Here is a 14696-nt window from a genome sequence, read left to right as displayed (position 1 = left end):
AGTTCGACGCCGCCCGTGATCGCCAAGCACAAGAGAAGCATCCGTATGAAGACGCGCGCAGCGGTGGCGTGGGAGGCCAAGAAGCCCCTCACCATCGAGACGATCGATATCGAAGGACCCAAGGCCGGCGAGGTTCTCGTCGAACTCATGGCCACGGGCATCTGCCACACCGACGCCTACACCCTGTCGGGCCTCGATTCCGAGGGCAAATTCCCGGCGATCCTCGGCCACGAGGGCGCGGGCATCGTCCGCGAAGTCGGCGCCGGCGTCACGGACCTCAAGGTCGGCGACCACGTCATCCCGCTCTACACGCCCGAATGCCGCAGCTGTAAGTCCTGCCTGTCGCAGCGCACCAACCTCTGCACCGCGATCCGCGCGACGCAGGGCCAGGGCGTGATGCCGGACGGCACCTCGCGCTTCTCCTGCGTCTCCACCGGCGGCAGCCCGGGCGGCTCGAACTCCGTGTTCCACTACATGGGCTGCTCGACCTTCTCGAACTTCACGGTCCTCCCCGCCATCGCCCTGGCGAAGATCCGCGAAGACGCCCCCTTCGACAAGATCTGCTACATCGGCTGCGGCGTCACCACCGGCATCGGCGCGGTGATCTACACCGCCAAGGTCTGGCCCGGCGCCAACGTGGTGGTGTTCGGCCTCGGCGGCATCGGCCTCAACGTGCTCCAGGCCGCCCGGATGGTCGGTGCCGACAAGATCATCGGCGTCGACATCAATCCGGACAAGCAGGAGATGGCCCGCAAGTTCGGCATGACCCACTTCATCAATCCGAAGGAGATCGGCAACGATCACGTCGTCGCGGCGATCCTCGACGCCACGGGCGGCGGCGCCGATTTCTCGTTCGACTGCACCGGCAACGTCAACGTCATGCGCCAGGCCCTCGAATGCTGCCACCGCGGCTGGGGCGAGTCGATCGTCATCGGCGTGGCGGAGGCCGGCAAGGAGATCTCGACCCGTCCGTTCCAGCTCGTCACCGGCCGCGTCTGGAAGGGCTCGGCCTTCGGCGGCGCGCGCGGCCGCACCGATGTGCCGAAGATCGTCGACTGGTACATGGAGGGCAAGATCAACATCGACGATCTGATCACCCACACCATGCCGCTCGAAGACATCAACCACGGCTTCGACCTCATGCACGAGGGCAAGTCGATCCGGTCGGTGGTGGTATACTAAGACGGATCTTGGCTGACACTGCCTCCCTCCCCCTTTGTGGGGAGGGAAAATCCATGCCCCCAGCAGGAGAGCACACATGGAAACCATCTCGAAGGCCCGCGCCCACGGCGGCACGCAGGGCGTCTACAAGCACGATGCGACGACCACCGGCTGTCCGATGACCTTCGCGGTGTTCGTGCCGCCCCAGGCCGAGAACGGTCCGGTGCCGGTGCTGTGGTACCTGTCGGGCCTCACCTGCACCCACGCCAACGTCATGGACAAGGGCGAGTACCGCAAGGCGGCGGCCGAGCACGGCGTGATCATCGTGGCGCCCGACACCAGCCCGCGCGGGCCCGGCATCCCCGACGAGGACGGCAACTGGCAGTTCGGCTCCGGCGCCGGGTTCTACGTTGACGCCACCCAGGCGCCCTACGCCACGAACTACCGGATGTGGAGCTACGTCACCGAGGAGCTGCCCGCCCTCATCGCCAAGGAATTCCCCGCCGACATGACCCGCCAGGGCATCTTCGGCCACTCCATGGGCGGCCACGGGGCGCTGACCATCGCGTTGACCTATCCCGACCGCTTCAAGTCCTGCTCGGCTTTCGCCCCGATCGCCCAGCCCTCCACGGCCGGATGGTCGAAGCCGGCCTTCGAGAAGTACCTCGGAACCGACCCCGCCGCATGGCGCGCCCACGACGCCACGGCACTGATCGAGGACGGCCACCGCTTCCCGGAGTTCCTGGTCGATCAGGGTACGGCCGACAGCTTCCTCGACGACGGCCTTCGCCCCTGGCTGCTCGACGAGGCCTGCAAGACGGCCGGGATCGCCCTGACCCTCAACATGCGCGAGGGCTACGATCACTCGTACTACTTCATCTCGACCTTCATGGCCGATCACATCGCCTGGGCCGCCGCCCGCCTGAAGTAGTTTTTGGTCTCTCCGGCCTCCAGGGCCGGGGAGACCTTCGCGTCACGAGCGGACTTCGCGCTTGGCGACGAAGTTGAACTCCTCGACGAGAACATCCTTCACCACGTCGGCGCCGAGTCGCGCGTTGACCGCCTTGCGGACCTCCGCGAGGCGCTGGGTGACGTTGTAACGCGACAGGCGTTTGAAATCGATCTGCGGGTCGGCGTAGATCTGCCGGAAGGTCTCGTCGACCACGAAGGCGTTGGGTGGCACCGGAAGAGTGTGCATCAACCGCGCATCGGCAGTGAAGACAAGAACCGCAACGATGTAACCCTGCACCTTGCCGTCCACCACCATGGGAACATTGATCGGCGGCAGCTTCTGGTACTGTAGACCCTCGAGATACGGCTCCTCCTTCTTGGCGAACAGACCGCTGCCCCAGGTCACCGCCCCGTAGCAGGACAGGATGGTGACGGCGCAGATCCACAGGCCGGTCAGGACAGTCTTCATGCGCTCACGCCTGGTGCCGATAGGGGATCAACGGCGCAGGTGGCCGGAATAGGTGCCGTCGGATTCCGAATCCCGGATCGCCTGGGTGACGATCTCCGAGATCTCCTCGACGGCGCGCAGGTGCTGGCCGACGACGCCCTGGTTGCGGTTCAACGCCCGGCTCAGGCGCGCGAGCTGGTCGGCGACCTCGGGCGCGATTTGGTCCGGGTCGAGGCCCCGGGTCAGGCGGGTGAGTTCGAGAAGGCTCTGACTCTTGCGCAGGTTCACCGCTTCCTGATCGAACGGACGGTGGGTCAGGAGCGCTTCCGTCTCGGCCGCGACGACGGCTTCGAGCCGCTTCAGGGATGCGATCAGCATGGTCGGTCCTTTCACGCGCCCGTCGCTTGATCGACCGAGCCGGCCGGGCGGATCTTGTCCGGGGCGGTCTTGTCCAGCGACGTCTTCTCCAGGGGACGCGCGGCCTCCAGCATCTTGGCGATGCCGAGGCCGCCGGCCTTGGCGACCTGGGTGCCGATCTGATCGGCGAGCATCGACTTCCAGATGCCGCCGGCATTGCCCTTGCCGAACACCGACGCGGCCTTCGACGGCATCATGGTCTCGACGAACTGGCGCAGGACGAAGGCCTCGAACTGCTTGTAGGGATCGCCGATCTTGCCCGCGCCCGAGATCACGTTGTCGGTCTGGAGTGCCGTGAGGGTCGAGCGCGCGTCGAGGGGCATGTGCACGGACGTGCCGGCCATGCGGTACGCGTCGTTGAAGGCGGCCGGATCGGTGGCGCCCGGCGCAGACAGCTTGGCCGTCGCCTCCTGGTAGCGCGCCGGATCGGCGGCCCGGGCCACGTCGAGAACGATATCGGTGGGAGTGGAGATGCTCATGGCTGCCGCGACGCTTCGAAGGGAATGGCCCGTCGGCGATAGGGGATAGGCCCCGTGGCTTTCGGGAGGCTTGCGTGGGAAAGGCTTGCGTCGGAAAGATGTGCGTCGGGAATGCTCACGAGGCGCCGCCACGGGCGGCCAGCAGGTCGAGCTGTTCCAGCATGTCGGCCCGTTCGCGCTCGCGGGCGCGGGTTTCGGCCAGCGCCTCGACCTGGCGCCCGACGCGCTTCTCGGCGAGGCCCCGCTCCCGCACGAGCCCGGCCCGATGGGTGGCGGTGGCGTCGAGTTGCGTCGCCTCCCCGGCCAGGGCCCTGAGCCGGCGCGCGGCGGCATCGAGGAACAGGCCGTGCATGGTCTCGCCGGCAAGCGTCGTGAGCATCGCCGCGCGGTCGGCCTCGACGCGGGCGATGTCGCGCCGGGTCGCGGCGAGGTCGCGCTCGGCGATCCCCCGCATCTGCTCCTGCACGGTGAGGAGCCGGCGCGCGCGCTCCAGGCGCTGGCGGGTGGTGACGGCCATGCCCTAACCCCGTCGCAGGTAGTCGACGTAACCCATGAGGAACTGCGTCATGAACTCGTTCGAGAGGTAGTAGAGCAGCAGCAATCCGCCGAACATGATGAACGGCGTCGCGATGAAGTAGACCGGGATCTGCGGCACCAGCTTGTTGATGAAGCCGGCGGTCAGGTTCACCGCCACGGCGTAGACGATGAACGGCGCGGTGATGCGCAACGCCAGCACGAAGGCGGTGCCGATCTGATCGACGATCCGCACCAGGGCGGCCTGGGTGCCGATGCCCTCGCCCGGCGGGATGCGAGCGTAGGAATCGACCAATCCGCGAAACAGCTCCCAATGCAGGTCTGCGGCGAACAGCAGGGCGGTGGCCGCCATCATGATCAGGGCCTCGACCGCCGGTACCGGATCGGTCCCCTCGGCCACGGAGCCCGGCATGCCGCCGAACCCCACCATGGTGGCGGCGGCATTCATCGCCGTTTCCAGCACCGTGAAGAAGATCCGTCCGAGAAAGCCGATCACGAGCCCCGTCATGGTCTCGCTGGCGATCCAGGCCAGGGTGGTGGCCGGGTCCTGTGCCGCCAGCCGGCCCTGGAACAGCGGCTGGATCAGGGGCGTCATGGCCAGCGACGCCGTGAGGGCGATGAGCAGGCGGACCTGCCCGGGCACGCGCGGGCTGGAGAAGCCCGGCACCACGAGGAGGCACCCGCCGACCCGGCAGAAGATCAGGAAGGCGGCCAGAATGCCCTCGGGTGCCCCGGCGACCACGCGCAGTGGCCTTACGAGATCGTCCCGAGGGACCGGATCTCCACCCCCCGGGCGATCTCGAGGTGCGAGAGCACGGCGAGCGTCGGGTAGAGCCGCTCGATGATCATCCGCACGTAGGGGCGGGCATCCGGCGCGGTGACGAGGGCGAAGCTGCGGGTCTCGCGCATGTGCTTGCGGATCGCCTCACCGGCTTCCGTGCCGAACTGCTCGACGAGGCGCGGATCGATGTCGAACTCGACGACCTCGCCCTTGGCGTCGCGCTTGAGGCTCTGGTGGAACGAGAGGTCCCAGGCGCTGCCGAGCCGCAGCACCGCGAGCGTCCCGTTCTCGGCGAGATCGCCGCAGATCTGCTGGGCGATGCGCATGCGCACGTGCTCGGCGATCTGTTCGGCGCGGCGGGCGTGCGGCGTGATCTCGGCGACCGCCTCGAGGATGAGGTGGAGGTTGCGGATCGAGACCCGCTCGGAGAGCAGGAGCTTCAGCACCGCCTGGAGGCCCGAATACGAGATCTGCGACGGGCAGATCTCGTCGAGGAGACGCTTGTACTCGGGGTCGAGGCGGTCGAGGAGGCCGCGCATGTCCTTGTAGGACAGGAGCTGGGGCAGATTGTTGCGGATGACCTCGGACAGGTGGGTGAGGAGCACGGACGCGCCGTCGATGGGCTCGAAGCCGCCGCGCCGTACTTCGGCCCCGTAGGAATCGAGCACCCAGCGGGCCTTCATGCCGAAGGCCGGCTCACGGACTTCGTCGCTCGGCACATCCGGGACGGGTCCGTCGCCAACGACGACGAGGAGTTGGCCTGGGCGGATCTCCTGGGTCGCCGCCACGGTGCCGTGGATGAGGATCTGGTAGGATTTCGGAGCCAGCGCAATGCTGTCCGTGAGCTTGATGTCGGGGACGACGAAGCCGTACTGGCGGGCGAACTTGCGGCGCATCTTCGCGACCCGATGCGACAGCTCGGATTGCGAGGTGGCGAACTGGGCCGAGATCTGGCGCCCGAGGCAGAGCTCGATCTCGGGGGTCTTGAGCGATTCCTTGACGGACAGGGATTCCCGGGCGGCGAGTTGCTTCTGGTCCTCGACGGCGAGTGTCCGGGCATCGACCACGGCCTTCTGCGCGGCGATCTTCTTCGGGATGGCGTAGGCGGTGAACGCCATCAGCCCCGACAGGACCATGAACGGCAGGAAGGGCAGGCCCGGCACCAGGGCGAACAGGAACATCAGGGCGGCGGCGACGGCGAGCGCGCGCGGATAGGCGCCGAGCTGGCCCATCACCGCCTGCTCGGCGGTGCCCCGGGTCCCGCCCTTCGAGACGAGGAGGCCCGCCGCCAGCGAGACGATCAGGGCCGGGATCTGCGAGACGAGCCCGTCGCCGACCGAGAGCTTGGTGAACACGTCGGCCGCCTGGCCCAGCGGCATGCCGTGGCGGGTGGTGCCGATGATGATGCCGCCGAAGACGTTGACCGCGATGGTGATGAGCGAGGCGATGGCCTCGCCGCGCACGAACTTCGACGCGCCGTCCATGGAGCCGAAGAACGCGCTCTCCTCCTCGAGTTCGCGGCGGCGCCCCTGCGCCTCCTTGTCGTCGATGAGGCCGGCGTTGAGATCGGCGTCGATGGCCATCTGCTTGCCGGGGATGGCGTCGAGGGTGAAGCGCGCCCCGACCTCGGCGATGCGGGTGGCACCCTTGGTGATGACGAGGAAGTTCACCGTGATCAGGATGAGGAACACCACGATGCCGATGACGAAGTCGCCGCTCATCACGAACTGCGAGAAGCCCTGGATGACGTGACCGGCAGCCGAGACCCCGTGCTGGCCGTTGGCCAGGATCAGTCGCGTGGTGGCGATGCCGAGCGCGAGGCGCAGCAGGGTCGCGATGAGCAGCACCGTGGGGAAGGCCGAGAATTCGAGCGGCTTCTTGATCCAGAGGGCCACCATCAGGATCAGCACCGACAGGGCGATGGAGAAGGCGAGCCCGATGTCGAGGAGGATCGCCGGCACCGGCAGGAACAGGATCGCCAGGATGGCGATGATCCCGGCGGCAAAGCCGATATCCCGCTGGGACTTGCGCTCGATGACGATCGCGTCGCTTGCCGCCATGGCGGATGCCTACCCCGTGAATGAACGGGGCCTTGTCGCGGTTCAAGCTTGCGTGGGGATGGGGGCGTGCCGCTTCATCGCCCCGGGCACGGCCGGCCGTGATAGAAGGGCGCCTCGCCCGAAGGTCGGGCGCACGGGAGACAAGCCCATGAAAGTCGTCACATGAAGGTCGTGGCGGATCTGTGCATCGTTCCCATGGGGGTCGGCCCGTCGGTCTCGCCCTACGTGCGGGAAATCAAGGCGATCATCGACGCCAGCCCGCTCACCGCCGAGATGCATGCCAACGGCACCAACATCGAGGGCGAACTGAGCGAGATCTGCGCACTCGCCGAAGCCTGCGAGGCCCGCCTCGCCGAACTCGGTGTCGACCGCGTGTTCTTCACGAAACTAACCAAGACAGGTGCAGATCACTATACGCTGTAGAGACTTAGACCGTGTTTCAGTTTGTCCACCGACACCTGTTTGGGCGCACTTTTGGGCGCAGCTCATCCGTACAGCCGCCCCAGCCCACCCCCGAACAGAGCCGCGCGCCGCGCTGATTCGGCCGTGGCGTCGGCCTGCTGCCGCTGTGTGAACTGCTGCGCGATCTGCCCGTAGGCCTGGGCCGCCGGGTCCGGCACCGCCACGGGGATCGCGAACGCCCCGGTCGGCAGCGTAGCACCCGGCAGCGCGTCGGCCAGCGCCGTTCCTGCTTGGGGCGCCTGCCCGAACTTCTCGCCGAGGCCGCCGCCCGTCGGCTGTGTCTGCGCAGCCGCAGGAGCGAACGCGCCGCCGAGCAGCTTTTCCGCCTTGGCGCGATGCCCGGCCATCTGCTGCTCGACCTTGTCGGCGACCGTACCGGGCGCGCCGCCGGCCGCAGCGTCCCGCGCGTTGTATCGCCCCGGGCCGCCGGCGTTGATCGTCGAGTAGAGATCCTTGATCCCCATCCCGGGCTTGAACCCGGACGCGAGCAGGTACTTTTCCACAGCCGGGAGCTGCTCGGACGCGCTCTGGCCCTGGTAGACGCCGAACTGCTTGCGCTGCGGCTCGCCGAACTGGATCAGCCCGCGGTGCTGCCCCCACTTGGTCGTCGGCCCCTTCTGCCAGGGATCGAAGGTGCCGCCGGTCTCGTAGGAGATCACGGTCCCGAGATCGACCGGGTTGATGTTGAGCCGCTGCGCCGAAGCGCGGAGAGCGGATGCGAAATCCTCGGCCATCAGCGTTCTCCTGCCCGGCGTACGGCCGCCGCCTCGGGCCGCTGTTCCTCGTCGTTCGCCGCGTCGAAGAGCCGGAGCGTCTCCGTGGCGCGCACGCCGCCGACCGTCAGCAGCTCCCGGCGCTGGGCCGCGAAGTTCGCCGGATTGTAGTCCTCCAGCAGCTTCGCCGCGAGCTGCGGGTTCTGGATCACCTCGTCCTGGAGCCGCTCGATCGCGCCCTTCTGCAGCCCGGCCGACTTCCGGCGCAGGTAGGTCGCGAGCAGGTCGACGCCGGCCACGGTCGGCGAGAGCTGGCCGCGGTTGATCGACCGGATGCGGCTGGTGATCGACGAGGCCGAGAGCGAGGCGTCGTAGCCCGCGTTCATGCCCTGCGCCGTGCCGGACGACCCGGGCCGCCGGGCGCGCGTCGCCGCCCCGGACCCGGCCAGCGCATCGAAGACATCCGTGATGTCCTTGAGCTGCTCCGGATTGTCCCGGTACAGCCGATCGGCCACGGCCTTGTTGCGCGGGTCCGACAGGAATTTCGAGCCGGCGAGGCCGTTGATCTGCGCGCGGTCGTTCACGCCGCCCTGGTTCGTGGCCTCCTTGCGGAGCACCTCCCAGAACGCCGCCCGGGCGTTCTGTGGGTCTGTGCCGGACGTGGCGAGCAGCCGGTCGGCGGCCTGTTCCGGGCGCGGGTCTTTCAGCACCGTCCGCATCGATTCCACCGTGCCGGTGTTGTCGTACTTCAGGTACGAGGCCTCGGGCGAGCGCCCGGGCGTGGTCAGCTCGCGGCGCGTCGTGTCGGCGGCCGTGCGCGCTTCCGCGGCGCCGCGACTGGCCGTTCCACCCGCCGTGATCTCGTCGCGCAGCCCGGGCAGCTGGTCGAGGAGCGTGGCGTGCCGGTCCAGGTAAGCGTTGAGCTGCTCCGGCCGGTCGAGCAGGCCGCGGTCCCGGACGTTCGCCAAGAACTGGTCGCGCAGGGCCGGGCGCACACCGGCATCGCCGCCGGCCTCGCGCATGAGATCTCGCAGATCGGACAGGTTGCCCTCGTCGGGCTGCGCGAACCGAGGCGCCACGCCGCTGTCCTTCACGGTCGGGACGCCCTGGCGCTCCTTCAGCACCTCGGCGACGGCCCGGCCCGGCCGCTCGAACCGGTCCGCCACGTCGCGGCGCGCCGCGCGCGCCGTGTCGAGCTGGCCGCGCAGACCTTCCGGGATCGCCTCGTCGAAGTAGTCGTCGAGCGCGGTGACGTGCTGATCGATGATCCGGGCCTCTGCCGGGCGGTTGGCCGAGCGCGCGGCCCGGGCGTCGTCCGTCAGCGAGGCGCGCAGGCCGGTGACTTCGTTGATCGGCTGTTGGCTGTTGCCGGGCCGGGGCTCGCGGGTGATCGGCTTGCCGGAGGCGTCGAGGAGACCCGTATCGACGGGGCCGGCGGCCTCTGCGGGGCCGATCAGTCGCTGCGGAATGTCGGCCTCGGCGGGGCGGAAGCGCTGGCGCTCGGCCACGCTCAGACCCTCGTCCAGCGCGCCGAAGCGCTCGGCCAGCGGCTTGACGTCGATCTGCTGGGCCGAGTTGTTGATCGGCTCGTAGGCCTGGCGCACGCCTGCCCGGGCCTCTTCGGCCGCGCGTTGGAGCGCCGCGCGAATATCGGCGCCGCGGGCCTCGCCGGTCATCGTGGCGGTCAGGCGCTGCATCTGCTCCTCGAGCGTGCGCTGCGCCGTCTCGGCCTGCAGATCCACATCGGACAGCCGCCGGTCGACGCCGCCCTGGAGATCCTCGCGGAACTGGCCGGCGTTGCCCGTCGGCGCGAGGCCGTCGACACGCTCGCTCACGACCTGCTGATTCGCCACGCGCCGGCCGGTGTCGAGGCCCGGCCGGGCCGCCGTCTTGCCGTAGACGTAGGCCGCCAGCCCGGGGTCGCCGGAGCGGTCCGCGATGTCGGCCTGGTAGCCGGGAATAACCTGCTCGACTTCGGCCGGGCGCCGAAGCTGATCGGCCAGCGGCTGCGCGTCGATCGTGCCGCGGTCGACGCCGGCCTGGACCTGGCGCTGGGCCGTGGTGGAGTTGGCGAGCAGATCGTTGGCGACTTCGCTACGCGCGACGTCGTCGGCGAACTTGCTCGATCCGGCGGCCGCGCCCGCCAGCGAGCCGATGCCGCCCAAGATCGGGCGGGCCAGCGCGAGCGCGGTGTTGCCCGCGACGGATCCGGCGAAGTCGGCCGACGAGCGCGCGCCGGCGCCGTCGGAGATCGGTGTCACGGCTTCGACGGCGGCGCCGGCGCCGAGCCCGGCCGCGACCGCCCCGGACGTCTCACGGCCGACGACACCGGCCGGGTTCACGGCTCCGGCCTCGACCATCGGACCAAGGATGCGCTGCGCGACGCTCTCGCCCGTCATCATCTGCCGGGCACCGGCCGCGCCGATGCGGGCGCCGGCCGCGACGGACCCGACGACGGGCAGAGCCGAGGCGCCGACTTCCTGGCCGACGCGGTCGGCGATGCGCTCGATCGGCCCCTGCGGCTCGTACTTCTTCACGCCGAGCGCCCGGCCCGGGGCTTGGATGATGTCGGAGGGCAGGAGCGGGTTGTCGCTGATCGGCCCGAAGGTCGGCACGACCTCGCGGCCCATGATCTTGTTGATGAGCCCGCCGTTGATGTTCAGCAGCCGCGGCGCCTGGTTGATGATGTTGACCGGCGCGTCCATCAACATCTCTAGACCGGAGACGGCGCCCTGCGGGAGTGCCTTCGCCACGCCCGCCATGCTGTCGCCTGCAAGCGCCGGCTTCTCGACGCGCGCGGGCTGTTCCGCCGTGGCGACAGCGGCCGGACGGTCGTCGTTCGGCGCCGCGGGCGCGGCGGCCGGGGCCGACAGCACGCCGGCGACCTCGTCATCCGAGAAGTCGTCCGGGACGGTGATCGCGCGGCCCTCGAAGTTGATCGTGCGCGGCATCAGTTCTTCCTCACCGGCCGCCCGTCAGGCCCACGCGTCCACTCTTCCGCCACCGCGGCCGTCGGGGCCGCCGGTGCAGGGCTTGGCGCCGGGCCGCCGCCCGGGAACGTCCCCGCGGCCGTCGGGTTGGCGACGCCGAGCTTCGACCGGACCAGGGCGTTCGTGCGCTTGGCCTGGGCGATGTTGGCGAGCGAGGAGCTGTTGTTCGCGAGCAGCCCGCCGCCGCCGATCTCGGCCTCGACGCGCTCGACGTCGCGGTTCGAGACCTGCGCCCCGCCACCCGATGCGGCGGCCTGGAGCGCAATCGCGCGCTGCCGGGCGCCCTCGACCGCCGACAGCTTCGGATCGAAGCCGCCGAAGCGCTGGAGCACCTCGGGTGAGAACCGGTTTTCGCCGACCAGCCGGCGCACCTCGGCGTCCTGCTTCTGCAGCACCTGACCGGCTTCGCCGCCGGTGGCGACGAGATCCTGGAAGGATCGCCGCGCCGCGCCGAGCGCGCCCTGCGCGCCGGGCGTCTCGTTCAGCAGCTGCGCGTAGGAATCCATTGCGGCGTCGGCCAGATCCAGGTCGAGGAGCTGCTGACCGGCCTTGTTGACGTTCGCCGCGCCGATTCCGGTCGCGTCCTGGCCGCCCTGGACGGCGGTCGAGAACTGCTTCGAGCCGGCCGGAATCGGCTGTCCGGTCTGGCTGTCCATGAGCACACCGTCGCGCAGCACGGCCGTACCCTGCTTGCCGTCGGGCGTCTGGTAGTTCGTCGCGTTCTGCGGCGTGACCGGTGTCGCCGCCGGCGCCGAGCCGACGGCCCGGTCGCGGTACTGGACGCGCGGGCCGTCGGGCGTCTGCACGTTCTCGACGGGCGCCTTGCCCATGATGATGCTGCGCAGGTCGTTGGCGGGCAGCACCTGCATGGCGCCGGCCTGAACCTCGTCGGTGCTGAGCGGCTTCGGAGTGCCCTGCAGTTCCGAGCCGTCGGCCCTGACGACCTTCTCGCCGGGCTGCAGCGAGGCCGAGCCGTACTGCTGCTCGGGAACGCCGTACATCTTGGCGATCCGGCCCGGGACGAAGCGCGTGGCGTCCTGCGCGACCGGAGCCAGCATCGTCCGGTCGGTGTCGCCGGACTGCCGCATCGCCTCCTGCTGAATCGCCCGGGCGTTGTCGGCCGCGTTCGTCGAGCGCGTCGTGGCGTTATTCAGGCCGACGGCCTCCAGGCTCTGCGATCCGGTCTGAAGGCCGAGCAGCGTCGCGCGCCGATCGTACTGCGGGTCCTGCGTGTTCGCGTAGAGCTCGGCCAGCCGCAAACCCTTGTCGCGGATCTCCAGCGCCTTCTGACCGGCGAGCTGATCGCTGGCGTCGGGTGGCGCGAGCGCGCCGGCGATGTTCTGAAAACCGCGCCCGATGCCCTCGTCGTTGTAGAAGCGGCTCAACCGGACAGCCATCAGACCACCTTGTATGCGTTGTTGCCCGAGGCGAAGGACGGGATGGCGCCGAACATCATGCTCCCGAGCGACATCGGGGCGGTGGCCTGCGGCTGCGCGAAGGACGGCAGCGATGCCCCGCCGGCGGCCGGCGCAGCGCCACCCACGCCGGCCACGTTCTTCGTGAGCCCGGCCGTCATGCCGATCTGGCCGGCGCCGCCGAGCAGGTCGCCGAACAGCTTCAGACCGGAGCCCTTCGCGTTCGCGGCCTCCAGCTCGTACGGCGTGACCGCCGCCGAGCCCTGGCGGAAGTTGTTGATCTGGCCGATCTCGCCGGCGTCACGGGCTTGGCCCCGGCTGGTCTCGCCGAGAAGATCACCGAACGAGCGGAGCTCGCCGAGCGCGGCGCCCTGCTGCTGGCCGTAGGCGCGGGCCTTGCCGCCCTGCTTGGCCTGCTCCTGAACGACAAGATTGGAGCCGGAGGCCGGCAGCGCGTCGCTCGGCGCGCCGGACCCGGCACCCACAGCCGTCGGCTCCTCGCCGAGGCCCTTGTTGAAGTAGGCGCCGAGCTTGCCGGCGCGTGCGTCTTCCTTGCCGGCGAAGTCGTCGTACCGGCCGCGCGACTTCTCCTGCACGCCTTCGGCCTGCCGCTGCAACTCGCCCTGGCGCTGCCGCTCGGCGCCGAGCGCCTTGTCGCGGGCGCGCGCCTGCTGGCCGGACGCGGCCGAGTTGGCGAGCGTCGATGCGCCCATGAGGGCGGCGCTGCCGAGGGTGACGGGATCGCACATCAGCGGGAGTTCCTGACGCTGCCCGAGCTGGAGAACAGCCCGGTGTCGTAGGGTGATTTGTAGAGCGCGCCGCCCGTGGCGGCCGATGCGCGCTCGGCGGCGGCCTGCGTGCCGAGGCTCGACGTGAAGTCGCCGAAGAGCTGCCCGATCGGCGAGAACGCCGTCGGCTGGGATAGGGCCTGCGCGCGGTTGATCGCGCCGGTGGCCGCTTGGCTGGCGTCGCCGGAGGCGTTGAGCGACGAGATCAGGCCGGCCCGGGCCTCCTCGATCTGCGAGCGCGACTGGTTGCCGTACGACAGCGCCTGGTCGGCCACGCCGCGCTTGGCCGTGTCGTAGGCCTGCTGCAGCTCGCCCTCGCGCGACGCCCGGTTCGACGAATCCAGGCCGCCGTCACGGGCGAGCGCAAAGGTAAGCGCCTTCTTGGCCTTGCCGTATTGCTCCTCGAGCTGCGGCGTGGCGTAGTCGTTGAACGCCTGCGTCCGGCCGTTGAAATAGTCGTCGTTGAACTGGCCGTCGAAGGTCGAGTTGATCGCCCCGGTGCCTTCGGTGACGCGCTGCTGGCGCAGGCCCTCGTCCAACCGCGCCAGGTTCGCCTGCTTGTTGCTCGGGGGCGTGAAAAGCTGCGTCACGGCTGCCTCGTCTTTCGTAAAACGGACCCGACATCGGTGAAGCCGAACCGCCTGATGTACCGCGCTGTCGATTGCTGCCTACGGCCACTCGCGACATTAACATACATCTCGTCCGCGCCAAGTCGCTCGGCCCATTGGACAAGATGTCGGATCAGGCTGGCCGCGGCGTCGGACCCGCGGAACTCCGGCCGGACGAAGATGACGCGCTGCTCGACGACGAGCGCGGTCGAGAAGTCGCTGTTCCCCCACGCCACGACTTGGAAGCCGACGACCTGTCGGGCCGGGGTCTCGACCACGAAATAGACCGGTGCCTGATCGGCCAGCGAGCGCCGGAAGCTCTCCCGCGTGCGGGTCGGGCTGAAGTTGAGGTGCGGGAACGTTTCCGGGACGGCGACGGCCGCCATCTCGACGATCGCGGCCTCGTCACCGGCGGTTGCGGGGCGGACGTCCATCAGCGCGTCCACGCGAATTGCAGAAAGGTCTCTCCGGCCCGGCCGAAGCCTTTAAGCTCGGCCTCGCGCCGCAACCCGAGCATCTCGATCCAGCGGTGCGCGTCGCGATGCTCGACGTGGCTCACACACTCGATCCGGTGCGCGCCGGCGGCCTTCACCTCCGGGAACAGAACGCGCGTGATGAACCGGGTCAGGCCGAGCGCCGCGGCGGGAAAGCCGTCGGTGGCGAAGAACAGCAGCGTCACGACGTTCGGCCGATGCTGCATGCAACCGCCGACCGCAACGGCCTCGCCGTCGACCCGGGCGGCGATCAGCTCAACCGACTGCCCGAAACGCTTGACCAGCTGCTCGGCGAGCTCGGCCCGGTCGGCGGCGTGCGACACCGCCAGGAACTCCTGCACGTCGCGCTCGCGCATGCGGTGGGCGACCTGGACGACGTCCGTGTAGTCGGCCGC

The 14696-nt window shown here is 69.6% G+C and carries 16 protein-coding genes; 3 read left to right on the top strand and 13 right to left on the bottom strand.

What is annotated here, in order from left to right; genetic code table 11:
• Positions 1–45: 45 nt before the first annotated feature.
• Both ASF22_RS08790 and fghA read left to right on the top strand, forming a co-directional pair.
• Positions 46–1182 carry an S-(hydroxymethyl)glutathione dehydrogenase/class III alcohol dehydrogenase gene (locus tag ASF22_RS08790; protein WP_056263705.1) on the top strand — a complete coding sequence of 379 codons (1137 nt, stop codon included), beginning with the start codon at positions 46–48 and terminating at the stop codon, positions 1180–1182.
• 76 nt (positions 1183–1258) lie between these two features.
• A complete protein-coding gene (gene fghA / locus ASF22_RS08785) occupies positions 1259–2092 on the top strand; it encodes an S-formylglutathione hydrolase (RefSeq protein ID WP_056263460.1) in 834 nt (277 codons plus the stop codon).
• A gap of 42 nt (positions 2093–2134) precedes the next feature.
• Here the strand turns inward: fghA and ASF22_RS08780 are convergent, their stop codons facing one another.
• The 6 genes from ASF22_RS08780 to flhA form a co-directional block, all read right to left on the bottom strand.
• On the bottom strand, positions 2135–2581 hold the full coding sequence (locus ASF22_RS08780; protein WP_056263457.1) for a hypothetical protein: 447 nt from the start codon (positions 2579–2581) through the stop codon (positions 2135–2137).
• Between the two features lie 27 nt (positions 2582–2608).
• Positions 2609–2938: a hypothetical protein gene (locus ASF22_RS08775; RefSeq protein ID WP_056166399.1), complete on the bottom strand. Its 330-nt coding sequence runs from the start codon at positions 2936–2938 to the stop codon at positions 2609–2611.
• 11 nt (positions 2939–2949) lie between these two features.
• The gene (locus ASF22_RS08770) at positions 2950–3456 is read right to left on the bottom strand and encodes a rod-binding protein (RefSeq protein ID WP_082478754.1); all 507 of its coding nucleotides are present in this window, start codon (positions 3454–3456) and stop codon (positions 2950–2952) included.
• 115 nt (positions 3457–3571) lie between these two features.
• Positions 3572–3973, bottom strand: coding sequence for a hypothetical protein (locus ASF22_RS08765; RefSeq protein WP_056263454.1), 402 nt, complete (start codon positions 3971–3973; stop codon positions 3572–3574).
• Between the two features lie 3 nt (positions 3974–3976).
• Positions 3977–4732 carry a flagellar biosynthesis protein FliR gene (fliR, locus tag ASF22_RS08760; RefSeq protein WP_056166392.1) on the bottom strand — a complete coding sequence of 252 codons (756 nt, stop codon included), beginning with the start codon at positions 4730–4732 and terminating at the stop codon, positions 3977–3979.
• Positions 4733–4743: 11 nt separating this feature from the next.
• Positions 4744–6831: a flagellar biosynthesis protein FlhA gene (flhA, locus tag ASF22_RS08755; protein WP_056166391.1), complete on the bottom strand. Its 2088-nt coding sequence runs from the start codon at positions 6829–6831 to the stop codon at positions 4744–4746.
• Positions 6832–6993: 162 nt separating this feature from the next.
• Between flhA and ASF22_RS08750 the strand changes: the two genes are divergently transcribed.
• Positions 6994–7254 carry an MTH1187 family thiamine-binding protein gene (locus ASF22_RS08750; protein ID WP_056263449.1) on the top strand — a complete coding sequence of 87 codons (261 nt, stop codon included), beginning with the start codon at positions 6994–6996 and terminating at the stop codon, positions 7252–7254.
• 62 nt (positions 7255–7316) lie between these two features.
• On the opposite strand, the gene ASF22_RS08745 is transcribed toward ASF22_RS08750, so the two are convergent.
• From ASF22_RS08745 to ASF22_RS08715, 7 genes are read right to left on the bottom strand one after another with little or no spacing between them, the layout of a single operon-like run.
• Positions 7317–8027, bottom strand: a complete 711-nt coding sequence (locus ASF22_RS08745) for a hypothetical protein (RefSeq protein WP_056263448.1) — start codon at positions 8025–8027, stop codon at positions 7317–7319.
• Complete coding sequence (locus ASF22_RS08740) at positions 8027–10957, bottom strand: hypothetical protein (protein WP_056263446.1); 2931 nt, start codon at positions 10955–10957, stop codon at positions 8027–8029. Before ASF22_RS08740 ends, ASF22_RS08745 begins: the two co-directional genes overlap by 1 nt.
• Complete coding sequence (locus ASF22_RS08735; protein ID WP_156647648.1) at positions 10957–12393, bottom strand: hypothetical protein; 1437 nt, start codon at positions 12391–12393, stop codon at positions 10957–10959. The genes ASF22_RS08740 and ASF22_RS08735 overlap by 1 nt, the downstream gene beginning before the upstream one ends.
• A complete protein-coding gene (locus ASF22_RS08730; RefSeq protein WP_056263442.1) occupies positions 12393–13160 on the bottom strand; it encodes a hypothetical protein in 768 nt (255 codons plus the stop codon). The genes ASF22_RS08735 and ASF22_RS08730 overlap by 1 nt, the downstream gene beginning before the upstream one ends.
• Positions 13160–13789: a hypothetical protein gene (locus tag ASF22_RS08725; protein WP_056263440.1), complete on the bottom strand. Its 630-nt coding sequence runs from the start codon at positions 13787–13789 to the stop codon at positions 13160–13162. Before ASF22_RS08725 ends, ASF22_RS08730 begins: the two co-directional genes overlap by 1 nt.
• On the bottom strand, positions 13786–14241 hold the full coding sequence (locus ASF22_RS08720) for a GNAT family N-acetyltransferase (RefSeq protein ID WP_162239533.1): 456 nt from the start codon (positions 14239–14241) through the stop codon (positions 13786–13788). Before ASF22_RS08720 ends, ASF22_RS08725 begins: the two co-directional genes overlap by 4 nt.
• Positions 14241–14657 (bottom strand): hypothetical protein, encoded by a 417-nt coding sequence (locus tag ASF22_RS08715; protein ID WP_056263436.1) that lies wholly within the window; start codon positions 14655–14657, stop codon positions 14241–14243. The genes ASF22_RS08720 and ASF22_RS08715 overlap by 1 nt, the downstream gene beginning before the upstream one ends.
• Between the last annotated feature and the right edge of the window lie 39 nt (positions 14658–14696).

Origin of the sequence: Methylobacterium sp. Leaf87, from assembly GCF_001422775.1 — a bacterium.
Lineage (GTDB): Bacteria > Pseudomonadota > Alphaproteobacteria > Rhizobiales > Beijerinckiaceae > Methylobacterium.
This window is presented reverse-complemented; position numbering and strand designations above follow the sequence as displayed.

What these genes read in the sequence shown, in the direction of transcription:
- ASF22_RS08790 (WP_056263705.1), top strand. Translation starts at nt 46, where the DNA reads ATGAAGACGCGCGCAGCGGTGGCGTGGGAGGCCAAGAAGCCCCTCACC.
- fghA (WP_056263460.1), top strand. Translation starts at nt 1,259, where the DNA reads ATGGAAACCATCTCGAAGGCCCGCGCCCACGGCGGCACGCAGGGCGTC.
- ASF22_RS08780 (WP_056263457.1), bottom strand. Translation starts at nt 2,581, where the DNA reads ATGAAGACTGTCCTGACCGGCCTGTGGATCTGCGCCGTCACCATCCTG.
- ASF22_RS08775 (WP_056166399.1), bottom strand. Translation starts at nt 2,938, where the DNA reads ATGCTGATCGCATCCCTGAAGCGGCTCGAAGCCGTCGTCGCGGCCGAG.
- ASF22_RS08770 (WP_082478754.1), bottom strand. Translation starts at nt 3,456, where the DNA reads ATGAGCATCTCCACTCCCACCGATATCGTTCTCGACGTGGCCCGGGCC.
- ASF22_RS08765 (WP_056263454.1), bottom strand. Translation starts at nt 3,973, where the DNA reads ATGGCCGTCACCACCCGCCAGCGCCTGGAGCGCGCGCGCCGGCTCCTC.
- flhA (WP_056166391.1), bottom strand. Translation starts at nt 6,831, where the DNA reads ATGGCGGCAAGCGACGCGATCGTCATCGAGCGCAAGTCCCAGCGGGAT.
- ASF22_RS08750 (WP_056263449.1), top strand. Translation starts at nt 6,994, where the DNA reads ATGAAGGTCGTGGCGGATCTGTGCATCGTTCCCATGGGGGTCGGCCCG.
- ASF22_RS08745 (WP_056263448.1), bottom strand. Translation starts at nt 8,027, where the DNA reads ATGGCCGAGGATTTCGCATCCGCTCTCCGCGCTTCGGCGCAGCGGCTC.
- ASF22_RS08740 (WP_056263446.1), bottom strand. Translation starts at nt 10,957, where the DNA reads ATGCCGCGCACGATCAACTTCGAGGGCCGCGCGATCACCGTCCCGGAC.
- ASF22_RS08735 (WP_156647648.1), bottom strand. Translation starts at nt 12,393, where the DNA reads ATGGCTGTCCGGTTGAGCCGCTTCTACAACGACGAGGGCATCGGGCGC.
- ASF22_RS08730 (WP_056263442.1), bottom strand. Translation starts at nt 13,160, where the DNA reads ATGTGCGATCCCGTCACCCTCGGCAGCGCCGCCCTCATGGGCGCATCG.
- ASF22_RS08720 (WP_162239533.1), bottom strand. Translation starts at nt 14,241, where the DNA reads ATGGACGTCCGCCCCGCAACCGCCGGTGACGAGGCCGCGATCGTCGAG.
- ASF22_RS08715 (WP_056263436.1), bottom strand. Translation starts at nt 14,657, where the DNA reads ATGCGCGAGCGCGACGTGCAGGAGTTCCTGGCGGTGTCGCACGCCGCC.